The sequence below is a fragment of the Oceanicaulis sp. LC35 genome, assembly GCF_052055585.1.
Classification (GTDB): domain Bacteria; phylum Pseudomonadota; class Alphaproteobacteria; order Caulobacterales; family Maricaulaceae; genus Oceanicaulis.
The window spans coordinates 1,989,308-2,010,514 of record NZ_CP170485.1 but is presented as its reverse complement, the minus strand read 5'-3'; the positions used below and the strand labels follow the sequence as shown (position 1 = coordinate 2,010,514).

Sequence of the window (21,207 nt, the reverse complement as noted above, 5' to 3'; positions counted from 1 at the left end):
AACGACCGGTTTCACTGGAAAACGCGGTTAGGGGTGGTCTAGAACCCCCCGACAACGCCGTTCATCAAGCGGCGCAAAGGGAGGGTGATCGGTGGCCTCAAGGCTGTTTTACGGCGTCTTGCTCGCACTCGTTCTGTCCGTGCTCTGGCTGTTATTGTCAGGGTACTGGTTCAAACCGCTTCTGGTGGGGCTGGGCGGCTTCGCGGTGTTCGCCGCGATCGCCATGACCGCCCGCATGGGGCTTCTGGACGGGGAATCCGTTCCGTTCGCCCGCATGCCGCAATATCTCAAATACTGGGGCTGGCTGGGCGCCGAGATCTTCAAGGCCAATATCGCCGTGGTGCGCATCGCCATGGCGCCCGATCTCAACATCAAGCCGGTCATGACCCGTGTCGCCGTCACCGCAAAATCGGACATGGCGCGCACGACCTACGCCAACTCCATCACCCTGACGCCGGGCACCGTGACCATCGAGGTCGAGGATACCGGCTTTCTGGTGCACGCCCTGACCGAGGAATTCGCCGACCAGGACGCCTTCCGTGACATGGAGCGGCGCACCATCGAGGCGGTCGAGGGACGCAAGGCGCTCGAGAAGCCGCGGGGAGAGGCCTGATCATGATCACACCCATTCTCGATTTCGGCATCGCGATCGTTCTGGCCGTGTCCATGGTGCTGATGATCAGCCGCCTGTTTGTCGGCCCGACGCTCTATGACCGCGTGCTGGCGGTGAACTCCTTCGGCACCAAGACGGTGCTGTTCCTGGCGGTGTTCTCGCTGATGGTGGGCCGCGGCGACGGCCTCGACATCGCGCTTCTGTATGCGCTGATCAACTTCATCGCCACCATCGCGATCCTGAAGTTCTTCCGCTATCGCTCGCTGGATGTAGCCCTGTCGCAAATGGCCCTGCGCCGTGCGCTCGACGGGGAGGATGACGACTGATGGATTACGGTTTCTGGATTGAGCTGGCCCTCGATATCGTCTCGGCGGGCTTTGTGATCACCGGCGCGGTGTTCGTGCTGGCGGGCGCTATTGGCGTTATCCGCCTGCCTGACTTCTACACCCGCATGCATGCGGCTGGCGTGACCGACACGCTGGGCGCGGAAATGATCGTCATCGGCCTGATGATCCAGGGCGGGTTCTCGCTGATCACGGTGAAGCTGGCGCTTCTGGGCGTGTTCGTCTTCCTGACGAGCCCGACCGCCACCCATGCCGTGGCGAACGCCGCCTATAAATCGGGGCTGAAGCCGCTTCTGACCCGCTACCGCCCCCATGCCGGTTCTGACGATGGAGGGGCGGCATGAGCGCGTCTGACATCACCCAGTATTTTGACTACATCTTCATGGCGATGCTCCTGTGCATCGGCATTGCGGTGATCCGCCTGCGCAATCTGTTCGCCGTGGTCATGCTGACCGGCGCCTATTCGCTGATCTCGGCGGCCTGGTTCGTGTCGCTGGACGCGGTGGATGTGGGCTTCACCGAAGCGGCTGTGGGCGCTGGCATCTCCACCGTCCTGCTGCTGGGCGCGATGCTTTTGACCTCTCGCGAGGCGGACAAGACGTCTTTCGCCCGTCACGCGGCGGCGGCGGTCGTGACCATCGCGGCGGGCGTGGCCCTGTTCTATGCGCTGGGCGACATGCCGGTCTATGGCGACGGGACGAGCCCGGCCAATACGGGCGTGGGCATGGACTATGTCCATATGACCGCTGAAGAAATCCATATTCCGAACGTTGTGACCGCCGTGCTGGCCAGCTATCGGGGCTTTGACACCATGGGCGAGACCTTCGTGGTGTTCGCCGCCGGTCTCGGGGTCGCCCTGCTGATCGGTCTGGGCGGATCAAAGAAGAAGAAGGGATAAGCGGATGTCGCCACATGTCATCTTGCGGGTCGTTTCCAAGCTTCTGATCCCGCTCATCATCGTTTTCGGTTTCTACGTCCACTTCCATGGCGACTATTCGCCGGGCGGGGGCTTTCAGGCCGGGGTGATCCTGGCGTCCGCCATCATCCTGTACGCGCTGATCTTCGGCCTTGAGGCCGCCCATCATGTGTTCCCGCCGTACTGGGCGCGCGTGGGCATGGCGCTGGGCGGGGTGATCTACGCCTCGGTCGGCTTCGTCTCCCTGTTCATGGGCGGCAAGTTTCTCGAATACACCGTGCTTCACCCCGATGTGGATCACGGCATGGGCCAGCATATCGGCATTATCGGCGTCGAGCTGGGCGTCCTGGTGACGGTGACCTGCGTGATGATCGCGATCTTCTACGCCTTCGCCGGCCGCAGCCCCGAAATCTCTGACGAGGATTGGTAAGCCATGATCGAGATGGTTGCAGAACGCTTCAACTACGCGGTCATTATCATCCTGATGATGGTGGGGCTCTATGCGGTGATCGCCACGGGCAATCTGGTCAAGCGCCTGGTCGGCCTGTCGATCTTCCAGACCTCGGTCTTCCTTCTGTACATCACTGTGGGCAAGGTCTTCGGCGGCGCCCCGCCGATCTTTGACTACAAGGAGATGTCCAGCCACCAGCTTGATCCCAATGCGATCTACTCCAATCCGCTGCCGCACGTGCTGATCCTGACCGCCATCGTGGTCGGCGTGGCGACGCTGTCGGTGGGGCTGGCTCTGGTGGTGCGCATCCGCGAAGCCTACGGCTCGATCGAAGACGATACGCTGGCCGAGGCCGATTACTCTCTTGAACTGGAAAAGGGCGTTTAAGCCGTGACGGTTGGTCATCTCCTCCCGGCCGCGCTGGCGGCCCACGCTCCCGTTTTGCTGGTGGTTATCCCGCTGGTGCTGTCTGCGCCGGCCGCCGCCATCCGGTCCGGCCGTGTTGGCTGGGCGATTGCGATGGCGGGCGCTGTCGCTTCGCTGTTGTTCACCCTCGAGGTCTTCCTCGCCACGCGCGGCGTGGGCGCCGAGATCAGCTATGCGCTGGGCGCCTGGCAGCCCCCGGTCGGCATCGAGTTTCGCATTGACGGGCTGAACTCGGCCTTGCTGCTGCTCTTGTCCGCCAGTGCTGTCCTGGCGCTGATCTTCGCCTTCCCGAGCGTTGAGGACGAGATCGACGCCAACAAGCGATCGCTGTTCTATGGCGGCTTCCTGATCGTCTTCGCCGGCCTTGCGGGCGTTGCGACCACGGGCGACGCGTTCAACCTGTTCGTCTTCCTGGAAATCTCATCCATCCCCACCTACGCGCTGATCGCGATGGGGGCCGGGCATGACCGCCGCGCGCTGACCAGCTCGTTCAACTATCTGGTTATGGGCACGATCGGGGCGACCTTCTTCGTCATCGGCGTCGGCTTTCTCTACATGGCGACCGGTACGCTCAACATGGCCGACCTCGCCGAGCGCCTGTCCGAATTGCATGGCAACCGGGTCGTCGAAATCGGCTTCGCTTTCATTCTCGTGGGTCTGGGCCTGAAGGCCGCGCTCTTCCCGCTGCATCTGTGGCTGCCGGGCGCCTATGCCTATGCGCCGAGTTTTGTGACGACCTTCCTGGCCGCCACGGCCACCAAGGTCGCCTTCTACGGCATCATCCGCTTCAGCTATGACGTGTTCTCGGTCGAGAACGGCTTTGTGCTGAACAGCTTCACCTATGTGATCACCCCGCTCGCTATAGCAGGCATGATCATCGCGTCCGCTCAGGCCCTGTTCCAGAGCGATGTGCGCCGGCTTCTGGCGTACTCATCGGTGGCGCAGGTGGGCTATATGATGCTGGGCCTGGGCATCGGAACGCAGGCTGGTGTCGCGGCGGGCGTGCTGCACCTGATCAACCACGCCCTGATGAAGGGCACGCTGTTCATGGCGCTGGGCGCGTTTGCAATCAGCTATGGCGTGCGCCGGATCGAGAACTTCAAGGGGCTGGGCCAGTCGCTGCCGGTCACTTCGGCGGCCTTCACCCTGGGCGCCCTGTCGCTCATCGGCGTGCCGTTCACGGTGGGCTTCATCTCGAAATTCTACCTCATCCAGGCGGCGCTTCAGAAAGGCTGGGCCTTTGCGGTCGTCGCCATCCTGATCAGCTCGGTGCTGGCGGTGTTCTATTGCTACCGGGTGCTGGTCAATCTGTGGGTCGCCCCGCGCCCCGATGGCGCCAGCCGTTCGGTGCAGCGCGTGCCCTACATGATCCTTGCCCCGCTGCTGGCGCTCGCCCTGATGAACCTGGTGTTCGGCGTGTATGCCGAGCCGCTTGTGAACATGGCTGAGACGGCCGCCGCCGCAGCCTATAACGCCGGAGTTGCGCCGTGAGCTGGACCCCTGAACTGGCCCTCGCGCTCGCCCTGATCCTGCCGCTCATTGGCGGGGCAGGGGTGCTGGCGCTGGGTTCAAAGCCCAATCTGCGTGAAGCCGTCACTCTGATCACCGCCATCGCGCTGGCGATTGTGGTGGCCTATCTGGTGGAAGCGTCCGCCGGTCGTCCCGAACTGGTGCTGGCGACGCTGGCGCCGGGGCTGGAGCTGAAATTCAAGCTCGAACCGCTCGGCGCCATGTTCGCCATGGTCGCGAGCGGTCTGTGGATCATCAACTCGCTGTATTCCATCGCCTATATGCGCGGAAACAACGAGAAGGATCAGACCCGCTTCTATTTCTGCTTCACGATCTCCATCGCCGCCGCCATGGGCATCGCGCTGTCTGGCAATCTGCTGACCCTGTTCTTCTTCTATGAAGCGCTTTCGCTGGCGACCTATCCGCTGGTGGCGCACAAGGGTGACGCCAAGGCCAAGCGCGGCGCCTCGATCTATCTGGGCATTCTTCTGGCGACCTCCATCGGCCTGTTCCTGCCGGGCGTGTTTGCTGTTTACGCGCTGACCGGCACCACCGACTTCACCGTTGGCGGCATCCTGTCGGGCGTCGGTCCTGTGGCGGGTTCGATCCTGCTGGTGCTGTTCGCCTTCGGCATCGGCAAGGCGGCGCTGATGCCGGTTCACCCCTGGCTGCCGAACGCCATGGTCGCGCCGACGCCGGTGTCCGCCCTGCTGCACGCCGTGGCCGTTGTGAAAGCGGGCGTGTTCTCGATCCTCAAGGTCGTCGTCTACATTTTTGGCGCGGACTATATGCAGACCCTGCCGGCGGCGGATGTTCTGGCCTGGGTGGCGGGCGGCTCCATCGTGCTCGCCTCGGTCTTTGCGTTCACCAAGGACAATCTCAAGGCCCGGCTCGCCTATTCCACCGTCTCGCAACTGAGCTACATCACGCTGGGGGCCATGGTGGCCAGCCCGCTGGCGCTTCTGGGCGCTGCGCTTCAGATCGTCATGCACGCCTATGGCAAGATCACGCTCTTCATGACCGCAGGCGGCATCTATACCGGCGCCAAGAAGTCCGAGATCTCCCAGCTTAATGGCCTTGGCCATTACATGCCGGTGACCTTTGCGGCCTTCCTCATTGGCGCGCTGTCGATCATCGGCGTGCCGCCCTTTGGCGGGGTCTGGCCGAAAGTCTTCCTGATGGAGGGCGCGGCGTCTGGCGGTCAGCCCTGGCTGATCGTCATGCTGATCGGTTCGACGCTTCTTAATATCGGCTATCTCTTGCCCATCGTGATACGCGGCTTCTTCAAGCCCAAGCCTGAACCCAGCCCCATGCGCCCCGGCCAGCCGCCGGCGCTCGCCTGGATCGCGCCGCTGATCACAGCGCTGGGCACGGTGGTGCTGTTCTTCGCCATTGGCCCGCTGATCGACTTCCTGTCGCCTGTCTTCACCACGGAGATGACGCCATGACCGCGCCCCGTGATCCCAAATCCGGCGTGCATCCGCTCGCCCGTCCGCTGAGCGGGCTGAGCAGCCCGCGCGCCGGTCTGATCGCGCTGATCGTGATTGCTGTTCTGGTCGTTGCCGGTTTCGCGCTCGAGACCGTGATTTATGACGGCGGTCTGTCGAAATATCCCGACGTGTACGGCGCGTATGAGCTGCTGCCGCTGGCGGCCAGCGTCATCGCCATTGCGCTGGGCTGGGTGCTGGTCTGGCTGGTCAGCCGTCCGGGTGATTTCTATTCCCGCGCCGCAGGCGATGTGAAGGAGGGCCAGGATGACTGACGCCCTGTCCGTACTGAACGGCGTCTCGCCGGCCTGGTTCCTGATCGTCGCGGGTCTTCTGGCCTGGGCGTCGCCGCGTTCTGAACTGCGCAAGGCGCTGATGCTGCTGGGCCCGATCGGCGCTCTGGCGGCCTGGTTCGCCACGGGGGAAACCGGCATTTATGGCGTGCTCGATCTCGGGCCCGTTGTGCTGGAAACCTTCCGTCTGGATGGCCTGTCGCGCGTCTGGGCGCTGGTCTTCATCCTGATCAGCTTCATCAACGCCGTGTACGCCCTGCACGAACGCAACCGTATGACCGACGGCGCCGCGCTGATCTATTCCGGCTCCGCCGTGGGCGCGGTGTTCGCAGGCGATATGCTGACCCTGTTCTTCTTCTGGGAACTGACCGCGCTCGCCTCGGCGCCGCTGATCTTTGCGGTCGGCACGCCTGAAGCCCAACGCGCGGGCCTGCGCTATCTGGCGATCCAGGTCCTGTCCGGCGTCATGCTGCTGGGCGGGGCTGCGATCTGGGCCAGCCAGACTGGCTCCTGGGCGTTCGACGCCATCGGAACCGGCAGCTGGGCCGGGATCATCCTGCTGCTGGCCTTCGGCCTGAAAGCGGGGTTCCCGCTCTTGCACATGTGGATTCCGGACGCCTATCCCAAGGCGACGGGCGTGGGCTCGGTCGTTCTGTCCGCCTTCACCACCAAGCTCGCCATCTATGCGCTGGCGCGGGGGTTTGCGGGCGAGGATGCGCTGATCGTCATTGGCCTGGTCATGGCGATCTTCCCGATCTTCTACGTCATCACCTCCAACGATCTGCGCCAGACCTTGGCCTATGCGCTGATCAACCAGCTCGGCTTCATGGTCGTCGCCATCGGCGTCGGCGGGCATCTGGGGATCAATGGCGCGGCGGCGAACGCTTTCGCGGGCGTGATCTATATGGCGCTGATGTTCATGGTGCTGGGCGCGGTTCTGCTGCGTACGGGCACGGTGAAGGCGACCGAGCTGGGCGGTCTTTACAAGTCCATGCCGGTCACCACGCTCTTTGCCATCATTGGCGCCCTGTCAGTGATGGGCGCACCTTTGTTCTCGGGTTTTGTCGCCAAGACGCTGATCCTGTCGGCGGCGCATCACGAGCATCATGATCTCGCCTATACGCTTCTGGTCTATGCGTCTGCTGGGGTGATGGAGATCAGCGCGCTGAAAGTCGTCTGGTTCGCCTTCTTCGGCAAAGACCGCGGCCTCCGCGTCAAGGAAGCGCCCCAGACCATGCATCTGGGCATGGCGCTCGCCGCCTTCCTGTGCGTCTTCCTCGGGATCAATTATCCCGCGCTCTACGGCATTCTGCCGTTCGACATGGAGTATGAGCCCTACAAGCTCGCCAGCGTGTACGGTCAGACCCAGCTTCTTCTGGGGACCATGCTCGTCTTCGGGCTGGCGCTGTACTTCAAGCTGTTCCCGCTGACATCGGATCGCACCCTCCTGGATGCGGACTGGCTCTATCGCCGCTTTGGCGACGCCAGCGCGCGCTGGGGCGCGGCCATGGGGCAGCTCCTGTTTGACGCCATCGGCAAGGTTCTGGGCGCGTTCATCAGCTTCATCCGTCTGCGCCTGTTCAACCTGTTCAGCCCGGCGGGCGCCCTGTCTCGGGAATTTCCTTCCGGGATGATGGCGCTGTGGACAGCAATCATGCTGGCAGGCGTCGTTCTGGTGGCATACTTTTCCCCCGTCTAGGGCATTGAACGCACTCAGTGTCAACTAGCCTGATAAGGGAATTCACGCGCGCATAATAGGAATGTTATCCTCGCCCTTCATCGCGATCCTATACTTCACCCGTGGATCGAGAAGGGAGGGGATAACCCGATGCGTACCAATACGCTTGTTCTGGATCAGGCGCGTGCGCGCCTGGCGCAGCAGGCCGCCGCTTACGCCTTTGGCGTGCCGGTGGAAGAGATCAATACGCCAACGCGAGGGCGGGCCCGAGCGGCCCTTGCGCGGCAGGCGGCCATCTATCTGACCCATGTGGCGTTCGAGCTGAGCCTCAATCGGGTGGCGGACGCCTTTGGCCGGGACCGCTCGACGGCGGCCCATGCCTGTCACCGGATCGAGGATGCGCGTGACGACCCTGCCTTTGATGCGGCGATGGAGGATCTTGAAGCCTGTCTGCGCAGCGCGCCGGGGCCTGACCTCATTCCCTTCCGGATGACCCAATGAGCCCGGCGCCGGGCTGGATGCGGCGATTGGCGCGGCGAGGGGCCGTGCTGGCGCCGCTGGCGGGCGTCAAGCCCGGCTATGGCGTCTTTGCTGACGGGGACCGGCGACGCCGCCCGCTCGCCCGGCTGGACCGGGCGGCATTCGAGCAGGCGGTCGAGGCGGGCTGGCTCAGCGAGGCGGGCGAGGGCGTTTATGGCCTGAGCCATCTGGGCCGCCAGCAGGCGTTGTCTGACGCGCCAGAACTTCGCCCCGCGCTCACCACCGAACGCCGTCTGGCGCCGACCCCTGAGGGCGGCGTCAGCGTGCAGACGATCAACCCGAACACGAGTGACGGCCCGCTGGCGCGCTATGCCAAACCGCGCAACGGCCAGCCGCCGCTTTTAGAGCCCGCCCATCTCTGCGCGGCGGACAGCCTGATGCGCGATTATGAACTGTCGAGCCTTTCAAGCCGCGTCACACAGGACTGGAGCGGGGTTCCGGGCGGGGGCGGGCGTTCGGCCCCGCGTGATCGCTCTGACGCGCCCTTGCGGCGCATGAAGGCGCAGGCGCGGGTGATGGAGGCGCTGGCCGCCGTCGGGCCGGGGCTTGATCACTGGCTGGTGGAAATCCTGATCCGTCAAAGCGCCATGACCGACGCCGAACGGCACCTGAACTGGCCCTCACGCTCCGGCGCTCAGGCCTTGAAGCTGGCGCTCGACCGTCTCGCGGTTCACTATCGGCTCAAGCCCGAGCGCCGGTGCGCGGACCCGTTCCGCGCGGCGTGACGGTCAAGGCTGTCAGGCGCCGGGGAGGGCTCTATGCAGGTCAAGACGCATGTGATGTTTCAAGGGGATGCGGACGAGGCGCTGGCGCTCTATCGCTCGGTCTTTCCGGCGTTCGAGATCACAGTCGAGGATCGCTATGGCGAAGGCGAAGCCTTGCCCGAGGGGGCGATCAAGCTCGCCTCGGGCCGTTTCGCGGGCCATGAGCTGATCATCTATAACAGCCCGCCCATCCATGATTTCAAGTTTACGCCGTCCATGTCGCTCTATGTGGAATGCGACAGCGTCGATGTGCTCGATACGGCCTTTGAACAGCTTTCAGGGAATGGCCAGATCCTGATGCCGGTCGGCGAATACGGGTTCAGCGCCCGCTATGGCTGGCTGCTCGACCCGTTCGGCCTGTCCTGGCAATTGAGCTTGCCCCACCCCGCCTAAACCCGGCTTTCCGCTTCCGCCCGGATGCGCTTGATCATCGAGGCGAGGCCGTTTGAGCGTTGGGGGGAGAGGTGTTCGGCGAGGCCGATGCGGCCCAGAACCTCTTTGGGATCAATGGACAGCGCCTCTTGCGGCGTGCGGCCGTCATACAGCCGATTGAGCAGCGCCACGAGCCCCTTGACGATATGGGCGTCGGAATCCCCGCGCAGGATGAGCTCTTTGGACGGGCCGCTCTCAAGCACCAGCCAGACCTGGCTGACGCAGCCCTGAACGCGGGTGTCGTCAGTGCGCTCGCTGGCGTCAAGGCCGGGCAGCGCCTGACCCATCTCGATGAGATAGCGGTAGCGCTCTTCCCAGTCGCCCAGGAAGTCGAACTCGTCCACGAGGGTGTCGATATCGGTGTTGAGATCACTCATGCGCGCTGAGGTAAAGCGCGCAGGCGGCAGGGGCAAGACCCCGCGGCGCGCCTAGTTCAGATCGCCGGTTTCGCGGGCGACATCGGCGAGCAGGGCGTCAAGGCTCTGCGCCGGGGCGTTCTGCGGCAAAGCGAGCGGATCGCGCGGGCTGGCCTGCGCCTGATCAGCCGCCCATCGCTGGGCGCGATCACCCACCACGCCAGCAACGATCGAGGAGAAGCTGGCGAGCTGTTGGCCCACCGCGCACGCCTCGGCCTGATCATCACAGAACTGACGGGTCTGATGCCCCGCCTGCCGGGTGAAGTCCTGAGAGGTCGAGAGCGCATCCGTTGAAAGGACAAGCTGGCGCGTTTCACGCGCAAACGCTCCGTCCGGCGCGGCGCTAAAGCCGGCAGGGACGAAAGCCGCCGTCACGGCGGTCCAGAAAATGGCGCGTAGCACGTTGCGGAGCATGCCAGCCTCTTTTCAACTCACTTCAGGTCTTGAAGCAATTCTGAGGCTAAAAAACTGTTCCCGGAAATACCAGCTGATGTGCAATTAAGGGTAAAACGTGTGTTAACGCTGAACACTTACCCTTAATTTGAAATTACCTAATTGAATAAAGTGTCTCAATTTGACACAGCTTCAGAAGGCGCACGGGTCGCGGTCAGGCAATCGGCCACATCGTTGAGGGCGTGCTCGGCGATGCAGAAGCTGTCCTCATACTTGAAATGGCCGGCCGCCACGCACTGGGCGAGGTCGAGACGCACCCACTGCATGCAGCGCTCCACCGCCGGATCATCCAGCAGACGGTCCATATAGGTCATGTCGCCGTCTTCAATGGCGTCGAGGGCTGCGAGCGACAGCATGCGGCCCACCCTGCGCTCATCGGGCTGAAGCTGGCTCTGGCCCACTTCAACGCTGAGATCGGGCAGGTTCAGATCGACGACTTCAGGCTGGGCGAACAAGGTGGTGCTGGCGCCCATGGGGGCGGCGGCGGGCGTTTCGGGCGCGCGGAACTGTACATCCAGACGCTCGGACGCGCTTTCCAGCGCCGACAGACGCTCCTGACGGTCGCGGGCGCGCTGCTGGGCCCAGCGTTCGCGCTGAAGGTCATAGGCGGCCTGACGATAGCGCGTACCCACCGTGCGGATATCATTCACATCGCCGTCAATGGCGACGGCCACGGTCTGGCCTGCGGTGTCTGCCCCCATGAAGCCGGTCACATACATGGGATCATGGGTGAGGGCGGCGGCGGCGGTTTCTGTGCCGTAGTAATCGGCGACGGCGCGCACGGCGTCGATGAATTCAGGATTGCGCGCGGCGACCAGCGCGGCATAGGCGATCTGGGCGTTCACCAGACGGTCGCCATCATAATATTGGCTCAGCGCATCCATGGTGGCGTCCAGATCGGCGCCGGACAGCAATTCGCGCTCGCCCGCCAGCGTCACATCCGAGCGATAGGCGGCATAGGTCTGCGCGTTCTGAAGCACTTCAGGCTCGGTGGTGTCGGGCAGGCCCTGATCCTGACCGGGGGCGGGCAGGCTGAGCACCGGCCCGTCAGACGGGGGCTCCTGGGCTGCGGTCTGGCTTGCGGCTGACAGCAGGGAAAGGCTGATGGCGGCAAAAATCATGATCTCGTCATCCAAGGAGAAAACACCTGTTTTGATCATGACCTAGAGCGCGGTCCGCGCCAAGGGGGATGACGGTGATTGGCGCGAATTCAGTAATTGTTAACGGGCCCAGACGAGCGTGCGGTTCTATTCTCATTTGTGAGTCGAGATTCGCTTCGATGCGCCCTGCCTTCGCCCACCTCTCACGTGTCATGGACCAACAGGCGGCGCGCCTGATTCATGGCGGCTGGCTGGTGCTGATCGCCCTGATCGGAACGGGCGCCCAAGCCCCTGTTTCCCAAAGTGATCTGGGCGTGCTGGGGCTGGCCGCCGCGCCGGGCGTTCTGGGGCTTTTGCTGGGCGGTCACCGTTCGGCCAGCCGTGACAGCGTCCGCTTCGTGCTGGCGCTGGCGTGGACGCTGCCCGGTTTTGCGGCGGCTCTGGCGCTGGGTTCGGCCCTGTCTCCGGCGGCTCTGGCCTTTCTTGCAGGGCCGGCGGCGTTGTCAGCGGCAGGTCTGCGCAAGGATGTGCGCCTGAGCGCGACGATGAATACGCTCGCCTTCCTGATGGTCGCTATCGCCAGCGCCTGGGCCCCGCTCAGCGCCGGGGGCTCGGGCCTTGTTTCCAGCCCGATGACGGGGCTGGCCTTGGCGATCTTCTTTGCGGGCTGCGGCTTCGCCGCCCGTGTGCAGCTGCTGGGCGCGCTGGACGAGAGCCGCGCCAAACTTAAGGCGCTGGAACCGGCGGCCTATGGTTTTGATCACGCGCCGACCGCGCTGATGACGCTCGATCGCAAGGGCCGCATTTCTGCGGTGTCCCAACGCCTGCGCGGCTTCACGCCGGGCGCCCCGCGCGACATGAACGGTCTGGATGTGACCGGGCTGGCCTTTGACGATGAGGGCCGAGCCGAGATTCAGGCCGGGCTCCAGTCCACCCTGTCGCACGGCCATCTGTCTGACAGCGCCTTCAGCTTCCCGGTCCGCTCCGCCCGCGGCGCGCGCCAGGTGCTGGACGCCCACGCCCAGGCGACCGAGGCCGGTTTTGTGCTGAGCCTTGAAACCCCGCGCGGCGAGGCGGCTGTGGCTGCGGCGCCCCGGTCTGAAGAGCTGACGCATCTGGAAGCGGAACGCGACGCGGCGCTGGCGGCCAGCCAGTCCAAGTCCGAGTTTCTGGCGGCGGTCAGCCACGAGCTGCGCACCCCGCTCAACGCCATTATCGGCTTCTCCGACATCATCAAGCAGCGCCTGTTCGGCCCGCTGCCTGCACGCTATGCCGAGTATGGCGATCTGATCCATGAAAGCGGCGAGCACCTTCTGGAGCTGATCGGCGACGTGCTCGACATGTCCAAGATCGAAGCGGACAAGTACGAGCTGACCCCGGACGAGTTTGACGCCCGCGACGTGGTGTCCATCTGCGCCAAGATGATCAGCCCGCGCGCCAAGGATCGCGGCATTGCGCTGTATTGCGAGCCGGGCGATGCGGACTTGCCGGTGAAGGCGGACCGCAAGGCCATGCGCCAGATCCTTCTGAACCTGCTGTCGAACGCCGTGAAGTTCACGCCCGAAGGCGGCGCCGTCGTCGTGATGGCGCGTCAGGACGGTCCTGATCTGGTGCTGGCTGTGGGCGATAGCGGCGTCGGCATTGGCGAGGATGAGCTTGCCGATCTGGGCAAGCCCTATCACCAGACCCGCTCGGGCAAGGAAACCTCTGAGCGCGGCACGGGCCTGGGCCTGTCGCTGGTGCAGGCGCTGGCGGACATGCAGGGCGGAACCGTGAAGGTTCAGAGCGCCCGCGGTCAGGGCACCACGGTGACTGTGCGCCTGCCGGTGATTGGCGAAGCGAAAAGCACCGTCACCGAGTTCGCGCCGCTGGAAGTGCATCAGCGCATCGCCGCCGCCCAGCAGGCGGGCGAAGTGATCATCAAGGCCAATGGCGGCGCGGCGTAAGCCGGCCGTCTTCGGCGCTTTGCTTTCCGAATTCAGATCAGTGTGACGCTGCGGCGGCGCTTTGCGGCGCCATGGTCGGCAAGCGCATGAAGGCGAGGGCGGCGTCAAACGCGCCCACTTCCACCCAATAGCGGTCAATCACGGTCCCCGTGCCGTCATACAGGTCAATGCGGGCGCCTTCGCGCGGGGACAGGGTCGCCAGTTCTTCGGTCAGGGCCTGGGGAAACACAAAGCCCACGGCGGGCTGGCCGCTGGCGGGGGCAAGCTCCCCGGCGCGCTGACGGCTCAGGGTCCGGGTTGCAAAGATGCGCTCCAGACGGTCTGACGGGGCGCCCCAGGCGCTGACCGGATCATCGTCCGGCGGCGGCAGCAATCCGCCCGCCGTCAGGTCCACAGGATCGGGCGCCCGTTCGGCGTCGCGCACAAAGGCGACCGCATAGGCGGGGCGAAGCGCCGTGCGCAGGCTGAGCGCCAGGCCGGTTTCCTCGCCTTGCTGATAAATGCCGAAATAGGCCGCGCCCTGCCGCAGGCTCTGGACGATGCGCCATTGGGCGAATTCGTCTGACAGGCCGCCGCGCTGGGCGGTCCAGCCCTGGGCGCGCCCTTCAAAGCGCGCCTGGTCATAGCCGCTCAGGCGCAGGGTTTCCTGACGATGGAGCGTGACGCCCGGCAGATCAAAGGCCGTGTTGCAGGGCGTGCTGAAGGCGTCCGCCTGGCGGCGTTCAAACCCGTCAAGCTGCCCCGGGCTCGCGCCCTGCATCACCGCATCATCGCGGGAGCGCTTGATGGCGGCGTCCAGAAGCGCGCGTTCAACCGCGGTGAACACCGAACAGGCGTTGTCCGCCGACCGGGCCTCCAGACGCAGCTCATAGGCGTCAAAGGAGGCGTCGGCGTCAAAGACGGCTTGCGTCGTCAGAAGGGCGAGGGCGGATGTCCACATGCCCCCCAGTCTAGGCGCGGCGTCTTGACGTCCGGTTTACGTTGATGCTGCCCAGCAGAAGAAGCACAGCCAGGGTGAAGGCGCCCAGCGCAAACCATTCGTCATGGGCGCGCAGCTGGCCGCTGATCCATTCCGCCGAGAAGCGCGGGGCCGAGGACGGGCCGAAATGGGTGACGTTCGCTGCATCCCACAGGGCGGCGCGGCCATCGAGCTCGGTCCACAGCTCGGACCGGGCCAGACGCTTGGCGGCGCGGGCGAAATCTGCGCCGTCCGGCGCGGTGAACAGGGCCACCTGACGCCCCTCGGGCGTATCAAACAGGGCGGCGACGCCGGTGATGCGCGCATCGCGTTCGCTGGGATCGGCGGCGAAGGCCGTCGAGCCATAATAGCGGCGACGTTGCGGGGTGCGGTTGGCGGCGGCGCTGGCGGCGGCGCGCACTTCCACAGGCGCTGCGGCCAGAAGACGCGGGTCCAGCGCTTCCTGCGGGCCCAGAACCATCAGGTCATAGCGGGCGGGCGCGGCGTCCACATCATCGCCGAACCAGGCGTAGAGCCAGGCCGAACCGGACGCCAGACCCGCGCGGGCGATCACCGACAGGGCGGCGTTGCGCTGGTCTTCGTCTTCACCGGCGATCACGACAGCCGCACGGCCGCCCTGATCCAGTCCGAAGGGGGCGCCCATGCTGGCGAGCCCCGCCAGCGCGTCCCGGTCCCTAGTGGTGGCGGGCGGGGTGCGCATCAGGCGCGGCGCGTTGAGCGCAGCCGCCATGTCAAAGCGAACGGTGTGCGCCTGCATGGAGCGGGCGGCGAACAGGCGGGCCGAGGCGATCAGCGCGGCCGGAGAGGCGGCGGACAGGCGCACTTCGGACGGGCCGGTCAGATCGATGGCCGGAGCGCCGGAGCCGCGCACATGGGCGGTGACGACCAGTTCCGCCACATCAGAATCGCTGACAAGGATCGGCGCTTCGCCCATGCGCAGGGCCAGACCCTGAGCCACGAGCGCTGCGACAGCCAGTTCGTCATCACCGGCTTCACGGGCGTCGATATGAACGCGGCGCGGGGCGGCGAAATCGGCGTTCAGCGCCGCTTCGACTTCCGACAGGGCGGAATAGCCGCGCGGCGGGGCGGCGGAGATGCGCAGGCGGCTGGCCTGGGCGCTGATCGTCCAGCCATCCGCACCCGGATCGACAATGCGCAAGATCAGGGTGTTCTCCCCGGCGCGCAGATCATCGGAATAGAGCGAGAAGCGGGCTTCAAAGGGTTCAGCGCGCGGCTGAAGCACCACGGCGCGCGACCGGTTCACGAAGGCCTCGATGCGGCCATCGGCCTGAGCGCTGTCAGGAATGGCGTTCATCAGAAGCTCGATCGCCTGCGGATCAGCGCTCGGTGCAATGGTGAAGGGGATGCGGATTTCACGATGCTCTGCATCCAGCCGCAGATCATTGGTGTTGTCCGTCAGCTCGGTCAGCAGGACTTCCTCAGAGCGCGCAGCCCTGTGATCGTCCGCCAGCGCCTGTGACGTAAACACGGCAAGTGACATCAGGCCTATAAGAATAAGGCCGAATGAACGATTTTGTGTCAGCATGGCACGCTCCCCTCAATTAACAAACTATTAAGCAATTGCTTTGCCATCAAGTGAAATGACGATGACGGATCTCAGAGCGCGATTTTGGGTGGATGCCTTGCGGTGGCGTGCGGAAAGCGCCGGCGCCAGCGTGTATGTGGCGCATAAGGGCGACCCGGATGCAGGCGTGATCCTGCTTAAAACCCTGCTGCCCGGACGGCAGGCGCAGCTGTATGCGCCCATGCGCAATTTCGAGGGGGAGCGGGTGTGGATGACGCCGCTTGGCCCTGACCCTGTGCCGGAAGAAGACGCTGAGAGCTATGCGCGGCGCCGGATCGAGGATGATCCCGACCTCTGGCTGGTGGAGGTGGACGACCCTCATGGTCGACACTTCCTTAATGAGGCGATTGATAATTCTTAAGATCACCGCGCTAGGATGAGCCGTGGTTGGGAAATCGCCGACGGGTTACATTCAACATGCTGTTTTTGTTCAACGATGCTCTTTACGATCTGGGCGACGTCGCGGAGACCGCGCGCGAGCGCGGTGATGCGTTGGGGGTGAACCCCCTGGCGCTGCGAAATCTGCGTGTGGGCCAGGTGATCAAGATGGTGCGCGAATGGGTGTGGGAGCGTCCCGCCCTCGCCAAGTCTGATCCGCAGAGCGGGATGTTCCTGGCGGCGCTGGTGGCCATGAAGACCAATGAAGCCAACGCGCTTCTGGCCGTGGCGCCCAATGGCTCCAAGACGTCGGCGGATGTGCAGGTGCGACTGGCGTCTGTGTCGCTTGTGACTATGAAGCAATTGCTCGACCTGCAGGCGGAAGGCCGTCTGTCCGGGCATATGGCGAACATGGCGGTCTGGTCCCAGGCGCCCGCCCGCATGCAGGCCTGACGCACAGCGCTTCAGTTTGAGATGTGGACCGCAGGGAACGAACACCGTTCGCTTCAGGTTATTTGCTGCATGTCAAAAGTGGTAGATAATGGAACGAAACGGCAAAGTTTTAGACTCTGGCGCAAGAATCGTTGAGTGTGAATTTGTGCGAAAGCTACAATTGAAGCAAACGCGGCAAAAACACCTCACTGCTGCGGCAAAGCGCCATCATTAAGCCACACAGGCTTGACAGAAGTGCCCAGTGTGGTGACAGGATGCGCTTCGAAGGTGATATGACCGCTAGTCACATTTGCGCGATCAAGTCAAGAGATGAAGTTGAAAAATCCTGTGAGATGTACTATGTGTTAATCAGAGTGGCGCATGATTGCCACGTGCAGGATGACAAAGGAGCACCTTGCCTGGGGAGCAAATAGCGAGCGCAGACTAGCTGACACCAATGCGTGTGCGGTGATGGTCGCGAAAATCGCTTTGGGCAAGGTGGAAAAAACCAGAACCGCCAAGCGTAGCCGTGTTGGTGGATGCGCGCGGGCCGAATGGCTTTCGGCTGGCGTGTAAGGAGATAGCAAAGCGCGCAGAAAAAGTGCGTTGGAGGGCCGACCATGCAAATAAACGTTCAACTGCTCAAGCGGCGGTTATTCGAAGACAGCGCCGTTCAAAACATAAAGTTTTTTCCGGGCTCGAACAGAGATGTGAGTGCCGACGATATAGCCGGTCAGATCAACCGCTATTTTGCAGATGCAGAAAATGGCGGAGTTCAAGAGATGCTTAACGTTGAAGCTGATCTTGACGCGTAATTGATTCGGTTGTCTTAATGCGCCATCTGTAACTGCAGGTGGCGCATTTTTTATGTCGTACTCTGAATTATATAAGCGCGTTCAGTCTCAACCTAACGGGCGTGTGAAGACTAGCTGGGTAAGGGATCAAATTATTGATCTTACTCATGTTGCTCGCGTTAAAGAGCAGTGGACGGGTCAACTTGACCCTGCGGTTCTACGAGGTTTTTATATCGAAGGCCCGCTGTCTCCGCCTGTTCCGCTGGAGGCAAATGAAATTCTTATCGTGCTGGCTCGCGACATACCTAAAACCGACCGCCGCATAGTATTTACAAAAGAACTTATGCACGCTTTTGATGAAGAAAGCGAAAAAACGAATACAGCGGAAAAATTTTCTAATCAAATTGAAAAATTTGGAGATCCGAAGCTCCCGACAAGTCCGCAGTTCGCTGCTGAAGGGAAAGCATATTGGCGTGCTATTGGAGTTCTGTGCACGGAGAAAAAGCGGCGGGATTTGCGGCACGCGCTTGATAATGACAACGCAACTATGGAAATTGTTGCTACTCAATTAAAGCTGCCTCGTTGGGTCGCGCATGATATAATGCGAGATGATTTTGAGAATATTATTGACCATTTAAAATGAATAGAGTCCCTGTTTTCTGAGGCTGGTTTAGATGGAAAGCATCAAGCCGATCATGGCTCCGACAAATAAACGTATCGCTGAAATATCAAAGTGAGACACTATCCCTGACGCCTGAGCGCTTGCGTGCAGGGGACGGCTCGGCTACCTCGCGGGTCTGAAAACTTTGCAGGATATGCCGATGACCACCGCCGCTGACGGCGCGCAATGGGCGCGCCGGCGCACCTACGCCATCATCTCTCACCCTGACGCGGGTAAGACGACGCTCACCGAGACGCTGCTTCTGGAAGCGGGCGCCATTCGTCTGGCCGGTCAGGTGCGCGCACGCGGCGAGAACCGCCGCACCCAGTCGGACTGGATGAAGATCGAGCGTGAGCGCGGGATTTCGGTCTCCGCCTCTGTGATGACGTATGAGTATCGCGACCTCATCTTCAACCTGCTTGATACGCCGGGCCACGAGGACTTCTCTGAAGACACCTATCGCACCCTGACGGCGGCTGACTGCGCCATCATGGTGCTGGACGCCGCCAAGGGCGTGGAGCCGCGGACGCTGAAGCTGGTGGAGGTGTGCCGCCTGCGCGACATCCCGATCATCACCTTCATCAACAAGTTCGACCGCGAGGCGATGGAGCCGTCCGAGCTGCTGGACGACATTCAGGACAAGCTGGCGCTCGACGTCACCGCGATGCAATGGCCGTGCGGGTCGGGCAATCGCTTCAAGGGCGTCGCCGATCTCAAGACGAACGAGTTTGTGCTCTACAAGCGTCCGGACGACGCCGAGGTGAGCCGCTCCGAGCGCGTGCCGCTGGACGGCGACGCGATCAAAAGCGTGCTGAGCGCGGACGAGCTGGCCGAAGTCACCGAAGGCGCCGAAATGGCGCGCGAGCTTTTGCCCGAATTTGACCAGCAGAGCTTTGAAGAGGGCCATCTGAGCCCGGTCTATTTCGGTTCGGCCTTGCGCCGGTTCGGCGTGCACGAGCTGCTTGATGCGCTGGCGGATCATGCGCCGGGACCGCAGCCCCAGGCCGCCGCCAAGGGCCCGCGCGAGACGCTGGAGCCGGGCGACAAGGAAGTCGCGGGCTTTGTCTTCAAGGTCCAGGCGAATATGGACCCCAATCACCGCGACCGGGTGGCGTTCGTGCGCCTGAGCTCGGGCCAGTTCAAACGCGGCATGAAGCTGAAGACCGAAAGCGGCAAGACGCTGTCGGTGCACAATCCGATCCTGTTCTTTGCGTCTGACCGCGAGATCGCCGACGAAGCCTTTGCCGGCGATGTGATGGGCGTGCCGAACCATGGCGTTTTGCGGGTGGGCGACACCCTGTCTGAAAGCGGCAAATGGCGCGTGGCGGGCATTCCGAACTTCGCGCCTGAAATGCTGCGCCGGGCGCGTCTGAAAGACCCGCTCAAGGCCAAGCATCTCAAAAAGGCGCTGGAATCGCTGGCTGAAGAAGGCGTCACCCAGCTCTTCCGTCTGCAATTGGGCGGTGAGTTCATCATTGGCGCGGTGGGCGCGCTGCAGATCGATGTGATGGCCCAGCGGGTGGCGGATGAATACGGCATCGAGGTGGTGTTTGAAGCCAGCCCCTATGACACGGCGCGCTGGATCACCGGCTCGGACGCGGACATCGCCGCCTTCATCGACCGGCATAAATCGGCCATCGCCGAAGATATCGACGGCGATCCCGTGTTCATGGCGAAATCGGCCTGGGAGGTGAATTACTCCCAGGAGAAATTCCCCAACATCACCTTCAACGCCACCAAGGAGCGGAGCTGATGAGCGCGCCGTCGGTCACCGAGCAATTGCCCGAGCCTGTTCAGGCCTCGATCACCGATCTGGTCAGCATCATTCAGTCTGTCTGGGACACCAGCTTTCTGGGTCTGTCGGTCGGGGCGGGGCTGGCGGCGCTGGGCGTGATCGTCATCGCCTTCGTGTTCCGCGGCCTGTTCTCCTCGGTGATCATTCACCGGGTGCGCAACGCGACCGAGAAGACCGAGACCCAGCTTGATGACAAGCTGCTCGAGGCCCTCTACGGCCCGATCAAGATGATCCCCGTGATCATCGGCGTCTATATCGCGGTCAATATTCTGGGCTTGCGCGGCGAGGACGCCGCCATCAGCGGCGATAGCCTGGTGCAGACGCTGGTCATTCTGGCGCTGTTCTGGGCGCTGCATAATGCGGTCGAGCCGGTGGCGCATCTGTTCAAGCCGCTGCGTCGGGCGCTGAACCCGGTGATGATCGACTGGCTGTCAAAAGCCCTGAAGATCCTGTTCGTGGTGATTGGCGTCGCCGCGGCGCTGAGCGCCTGGGGCATTCCCGTGGCGCCGGTCATCGGTGGTCTGGGGCTTCTGGGCGTGGCGGTCGGCCTGGGCGCGCAGGACCTGTTCAAGAACCTGATCGCCGGCATTCTGATCCTGACCGAAAAGCGTTTCGTGCCGGGCGAATGGATCAAGGTGGATGGCGTGGTGGAAGGCACGGTCGAGCAGATCAATTTCCGCTCCACCCTCGTGCGCCGCTTTGACAAGGGTCCGGTCTACGTGCCGAACGCCTTCCTGTCGGACAAGGCGGTGACGAACTTCTCACGCATGACCCATCGCCGGATCAGCTGGGTCATTGGCGTGGAGTACAAGACCACGACCGACCAGCTGGCCTATATCCGCGACGAAGTGCTGGACTGGGTGCTCAACCATCCTGAATTCGCCAAGCCGCCGGAAGTGTCCACATTCATGCATGTGGACAAGTTCGGGCCGTCCTCGATCGACTTCTTCCTCTATTGCTTCACCACCACCACCAATTGGGGCGAGTGGCTGCGCATCAAGGAAGAGCTGGCCTTCGCCATCAAGCGCATCGTGGAAGAGGCGGGCACGGGCTTCGCCTTCCCGTCCACCACCGTCTACATGGATGACGGGGCGGAGCTGTTCGTGCCGCCGAAGGTGAAAAAGCACACCCCGCATGACGATCCCGAAAAGCAGAACCGTCAGATCGCCCGCGGCGAGAACCATGACGGGGAAAGCGGAGACGGTCGCTAGGGGT

The 21,207-nt window shown here is 63.2% G+C and carries 25 protein-coding genes; 20 read left to right on the top strand and 5 right to left on the bottom strand.

Going from position 1 to position 21,207, the window contains the following annotated elements:
• The first annotated feature begins 91 nt into the window (after window positions 1-91).
• The 13 genes from ACFELO_RS09630 to ACFELO_RS09570 all read left to right on the top strand — a co-directional run bounded on the left by ACFELO_RS09630 (window position 92) and on the right by ACFELO_RS09570 (window position 9,414).
• Window positions 92-613 carry a Na+/H+ antiporter subunit E gene (locus ACFELO_RS09630; protein ID WP_440957552.1) on the top strand — a complete coding sequence of 174 codons (522 nt, stop codon included), beginning with the start codon at window positions 92-94 and terminating at the stop codon, window positions 611-613.
• Between the two features lie 2 nt (window positions 614-615).
• Window positions 616-939, top strand: coding sequence for a monovalent cation/H+ antiporter complex subunit F (locus ACFELO_RS09625; RefSeq protein WP_440957551.1), 324 nt, complete (start codon window positions 616-618; stop codon window positions 937-939).
• Window positions 939-1,301: a monovalent cation/H(+) antiporter subunit G gene (gene mnhG / locus ACFELO_RS09620; RefSeq protein WP_440957550.1), complete on the top strand. Its 363-nt coding sequence runs from the start codon at window positions 939-941 to the stop codon at window positions 1,299-1,301. Before ACFELO_RS09625 ends, mnhG begins: the two co-directional genes overlap by 1 nt.
• Window positions 1,298-1,855 (top strand): DUF4040 domain-containing protein, encoded by a 558-nt coding sequence (locus ACFELO_RS09615; RefSeq protein WP_440957549.1) that lies wholly within the window; start codon window positions 1,298-1,300, stop codon window positions 1,853-1,855. Before mnhG ends, ACFELO_RS09615 begins: the two co-directional genes overlap by 4 nt.
• Before the next feature lie 4 nt (window positions 1,856-1,859).
• Window positions 1,860-2,303, top strand: coding sequence for a Na(+)/H(+) antiporter subunit B (locus ACFELO_RS09610; RefSeq protein ID WP_440957548.1), 444 nt, complete (start codon window positions 1,860-1,862; stop codon window positions 2,301-2,303).
• 3 nt (window positions 2,304-2,306) lie between these two features.
• Entirely contained in the window at window positions 2,307-2,711 is a 405-nt protein-coding gene (locus ACFELO_RS09605; RefSeq protein WP_440957547.1) for a cation:proton antiporter subunit C, read from the top strand.
• A gap of 3 nt (window positions 2,712-2,714) precedes the next feature.
• Window positions 2,715-4,241: a monovalent cation/H+ antiporter subunit D family protein gene (locus ACFELO_RS09600; RefSeq protein WP_440957546.1), complete on the top strand. Its 1,527-nt coding sequence runs from the start codon at window positions 2,715-2,717 to the stop codon at window positions 4,239-4,241.
• Window positions 4,238-5,707, top strand: a complete 1,470-nt coding sequence (locus ACFELO_RS09595; protein ID WP_440957545.1) for a proton-conducting transporter transmembrane domain-containing protein — start codon at window positions 4,238-4,240, stop codon at window positions 5,705-5,707. The genes ACFELO_RS09600 and ACFELO_RS09595 overlap by 4 nt, the downstream gene beginning before the upstream one ends.
• Window positions 5,704-6,021 carry a hypothetical protein gene (locus ACFELO_RS09590; protein WP_440957544.1) on the top strand — a complete coding sequence of 106 codons (318 nt, stop codon included), beginning with the start codon at window positions 5,704-5,706 and terminating at the stop codon, window positions 6,019-6,021. The genes ACFELO_RS09595 and ACFELO_RS09590 overlap by 4 nt, the downstream gene beginning before the upstream one ends.
• The gene (locus tag ACFELO_RS09585) at window positions 6,014-7,738 is read left to right on the top strand and encodes a proton-conducting transporter transmembrane domain-containing protein (protein ID WP_440957543.1); all 1,725 of its coding nucleotides are present in this window, start codon (window positions 6,014-6,016) and stop codon (window positions 7,736-7,738) included. The genes ACFELO_RS09590 and ACFELO_RS09585 overlap by 8 nt, the downstream gene beginning before the upstream one ends.
• A gap of 129 nt (window positions 7,739-7,867) precedes the next feature.
• On the top strand, window positions 7,868-8,218 hold the full coding sequence (locus ACFELO_RS09580; protein ID WP_292980196.1) for a helix-turn-helix domain-containing protein: 351 nt from the start codon (window positions 7,868-7,870) through the stop codon (window positions 8,216-8,218).
• A complete protein-coding gene (locus tag ACFELO_RS09575; RefSeq protein ID WP_440957542.1) occupies window positions 8,215-8,982 on the top strand; it encodes a DUF6456 domain-containing protein in 768 nt (255 codons plus the stop codon). Before ACFELO_RS09580 ends, ACFELO_RS09575 begins: the two co-directional genes overlap by 4 nt.
• Before the next feature lie 33 nt (window positions 8,983-9,015).
• Window positions 9,016-9,414 carry a VOC family protein gene (locus ACFELO_RS09570; RefSeq protein WP_440957541.1) on the top strand — a complete coding sequence of 133 codons (399 nt, stop codon included), beginning with the start codon at window positions 9,016-9,018 and terminating at the stop codon, window positions 9,412-9,414.
• On the opposite strand, the gene ACFELO_RS09565 is transcribed toward ACFELO_RS09570, so the two are convergent.
• The 3 genes from ACFELO_RS09565 to ACFELO_RS09555 all read right to left on the bottom strand — a co-directional run bounded on the left by ACFELO_RS09565 (window position 9,411) and on the right by ACFELO_RS09555 (window position 11,443).
• Window positions 9,411-9,830 carry a SufE family protein gene (locus tag ACFELO_RS09565; RefSeq protein ID WP_440957540.1) on the bottom strand — a complete coding sequence of 140 codons (420 nt, stop codon included), beginning with the start codon at window positions 9,828-9,830 and terminating at the stop codon, window positions 9,411-9,413. The genes ACFELO_RS09570 and ACFELO_RS09565 overlap by 4 nt on opposite strands.
• A 51-nt stretch (window positions 9,831-9,881) precedes the next feature.
• The gene (locus ACFELO_RS09560) at window positions 9,882-10,283 is read right to left on the bottom strand and encodes a hypothetical protein (protein ID WP_440957539.1); all 402 of its coding nucleotides are present in this window, start codon (window positions 10,281-10,283) and stop codon (window positions 9,882-9,884) included.
• Window positions 10,284-10,438: 155 nt separating this feature from the next.
• Complete coding sequence (locus tag ACFELO_RS09555; protein WP_440957538.1) at window positions 10,439-11,443, bottom strand: hypothetical protein; 1,005 nt, start codon at window positions 11,441-11,443, stop codon at window positions 10,439-10,441.
• A gap of 158 nt (window positions 11,444-11,601) precedes the next feature.
• On the opposite strand from ACFELO_RS09555, the gene ACFELO_RS09550 reads away from it, so the two are divergent.
• Window positions 11,602-13,368, top strand: coding sequence for a sensor histidine kinase (locus ACFELO_RS09550; RefSeq protein ID WP_440957537.1), 1,767 nt, complete (start codon window positions 11,602-11,604; stop codon window positions 13,366-13,368).
• A 37-nt stretch (window positions 13,369-13,405) separates the two neighbouring features.
• On the opposite strand, the gene ACFELO_RS09545 is transcribed toward ACFELO_RS09550, so the two are convergent.
• Complete coding sequence (locus ACFELO_RS09545; protein WP_440957536.1) at window positions 13,406-14,308, bottom strand: hypothetical protein; 903 nt, start codon at window positions 14,306-14,308, stop codon at window positions 13,406-13,408.
• Between the two features lie 10 nt (window positions 14,309-14,318).
• Window positions 14,319-15,848 carry a hypothetical protein gene (locus ACFELO_RS09540; protein ID WP_440957535.1) on the bottom strand — a complete coding sequence of 510 codons (1,530 nt, stop codon included), beginning with the start codon at window positions 15,846-15,848 and terminating at the stop codon, window positions 14,319-14,321.
• Window positions 15,849-15,954: 106 nt separating this feature from the next.
• On the opposite strand from ACFELO_RS09540, the gene ACFELO_RS09535 reads away from it, so the two are divergent.
• The 6 genes from ACFELO_RS09535 to ACFELO_RS09510 all read left to right on the top strand — a co-directional run bounded on the left by ACFELO_RS09535 (window position 15,955) and on the right by ACFELO_RS09510 (window position 21,203).
• Window positions 15,955-16,293, top strand: coding sequence for a DUF1491 family protein (locus ACFELO_RS09535; RefSeq protein WP_440957534.1), 339 nt, complete (start codon window positions 15,955-15,957; stop codon window positions 16,291-16,293).
• A gap of 56 nt (window positions 16,294-16,349) precedes the next feature.
• Window positions 16,350-16,763, top strand: coding sequence for a hypothetical protein (locus ACFELO_RS09530; RefSeq protein ID WP_440957533.1), 414 nt, complete (start codon window positions 16,350-16,352; stop codon window positions 16,761-16,763).
• A 599-nt stretch (window positions 16,764-17,362) separates the two neighbouring features.
• Window positions 17,363-17,557 (top strand): hypothetical protein, encoded by a 195-nt coding sequence (locus ACFELO_RS09525; protein ID WP_440957532.1) that lies wholly within the window; start codon window positions 17,363-17,365, stop codon window positions 17,555-17,557.
• Window positions 17,558-17,609: 52 nt separating this feature from the next.
• On the top strand, window positions 17,610-18,179 hold the full coding sequence (locus ACFELO_RS09520; protein WP_440957531.1) for a hypothetical protein: 570 nt from the start codon (window positions 17,610-17,612) through the stop codon (window positions 18,177-18,179).
• A 172-nt stretch (window positions 18,180-18,351) separates the two neighbouring features.
• The gene (locus ACFELO_RS09515) at window positions 18,352-19,950 is read left to right on the top strand and encodes a peptide chain release factor 3 (protein WP_440957530.1); all 1,599 of its coding nucleotides are present in this window, start codon (window positions 18,352-18,354) and stop codon (window positions 19,948-19,950) included.
• Window positions 19,950-21,203: a mechanosensitive ion channel family protein gene (locus tag ACFELO_RS09510; RefSeq protein ID WP_440957529.1), complete on the top strand. Its 1,254-nt coding sequence runs from the start codon at window positions 19,950-19,952 to the stop codon at window positions 21,201-21,203. The genes ACFELO_RS09515 and ACFELO_RS09510 overlap by 1 nt, the downstream gene beginning before the upstream one ends.
• Window positions 21,204-21,207 lie beyond the last annotated feature (4 nt).

What these genes read in the sequence shown, in the direction of transcription:
- ACFELO_RS09550 (WP_440957537.1), top strand. Translation starts at nt 11,602, where the DNA reads ATGCGCCCTGCCTTCGCCCACCTCTCACGTGTCATGGACCAACAGGCG.
- ACFELO_RS09540 (WP_440957535.1), bottom strand. Translation starts at nt 15,848, where the DNA reads ATGTCACTTGCCGTGTTTACGTCACAGGCGCTGGCGGACGATCACAGG.
- ACFELO_RS09605 (WP_440957547.1), top strand. Translation starts at nt 2,307, where the DNA reads ATGATCGAGATGGTTGCAGAACGCTTCAACTACGCGGTCATTATCATC.
- ACFELO_RS09560 (WP_440957539.1), bottom strand. Translation starts at nt 10,283, where the DNA reads ATGCTCCGCAACGTGCTACGCGCCATTTTCTGGACCGCCGTGACGGCG.
- ACFELO_RS09510 (WP_440957529.1), top strand. Translation starts at nt 19,950, where the DNA reads ATGAGCGCGCCGTCGGTCACCGAGCAATTGCCCGAGCCTGTTCAGGCC.
- ACFELO_RS09535 (WP_440957534.1), top strand. Translation starts at nt 15,955, where the DNA reads ATGACGGATCTCAGAGCGCGATTTTGGGTGGATGCCTTGCGGTGGCGT.
- ACFELO_RS09585 (WP_440957543.1), top strand. Translation starts at nt 6,014, where the DNA reads ATGACTGACGCCCTGTCCGTACTGAACGGCGTCTCGCCGGCCTGGTTC.
- ACFELO_RS09545 (WP_440957536.1), bottom strand. Translation starts at nt 14,308, where the DNA reads ATGTGGACATCCGCCCTCGCCCTTCTGACGACGCAAGCCGTCTTTGAC.
- ACFELO_RS09525 (WP_440957532.1), top strand. Translation starts at nt 17,363, where the DNA reads ATGCAAATAAACGTTCAACTGCTCAAGCGGCGGTTATTCGAAGACAGC.
- ACFELO_RS09625 (WP_440957551.1), top strand. Translation starts at nt 616, where the DNA reads ATGATCACACCCATTCTCGATTTCGGCATCGCGATCGTTCTGGCCGTG.
- mnhG (WP_440957550.1), top strand. Translation starts at nt 939, where the DNA reads ATGGATTACGGTTTCTGGATTGAGCTGGCCCTCGATATCGTCTCGGCG.
- ACFELO_RS09610 (WP_440957548.1), top strand. Translation starts at nt 1,860, where the DNA reads ATGTCGCCACATGTCATCTTGCGGGTCGTTTCCAAGCTTCTGATCCCG.
- ACFELO_RS09615 (WP_440957549.1), top strand. Translation starts at nt 1,298, where the DNA reads ATGAGCGCGTCTGACATCACCCAGTATTTTGACTACATCTTCATGGCG.
- ACFELO_RS09570 (WP_440957541.1), top strand. Translation starts at nt 9,016, where the DNA reads ATGCAGGTCAAGACGCATGTGATGTTTCAAGGGGATGCGGACGAGGCG.
- ACFELO_RS09580 (WP_292980196.1), top strand. Translation starts at nt 7,868, where the DNA reads ATGCGTACCAATACGCTTGTTCTGGATCAGGCGCGTGCGCGCCTGGCG.
- ACFELO_RS09555 (WP_440957538.1), bottom strand. Translation starts at nt 11,443, where the DNA reads ATGATTTTTGCCGCCATCAGCCTTTCCCTGCTGTCAGCCGCAAGCCAG.
- ACFELO_RS09565 (WP_440957540.1), bottom strand. Translation starts at nt 9,830, where the DNA reads ATGAGTGATCTCAACACCGATATCGACACCCTCGTGGACGAGTTCGAC.
- ACFELO_RS09530 (WP_440957533.1), top strand. Translation starts at nt 16,350, where the DNA reads ATGCTGTTTTTGTTCAACGATGCTCTTTACGATCTGGGCGACGTCGCG.
- ACFELO_RS09590 (WP_440957544.1), top strand. Translation starts at nt 5,704, where the DNA reads ATGACCGCGCCCCGTGATCCCAAATCCGGCGTGCATCCGCTCGCCCGT.
- ACFELO_RS09515 (WP_440957530.1), top strand. Translation starts at nt 18,352, where the DNA reads ATGCCGATGACCACCGCCGCTGACGGCGCGCAATGGGCGCGCCGGCGC.
- ACFELO_RS09520 (WP_440957531.1), top strand. Translation starts at nt 17,610, where the DNA reads ATGTCGTACTCTGAATTATATAAGCGCGTTCAGTCTCAACCTAACGGG.
- ACFELO_RS09575 (WP_440957542.1), top strand. Translation starts at nt 8,215, where the DNA reads ATGAGCCCGGCGCCGGGCTGGATGCGGCGATTGGCGCGGCGAGGGGCC.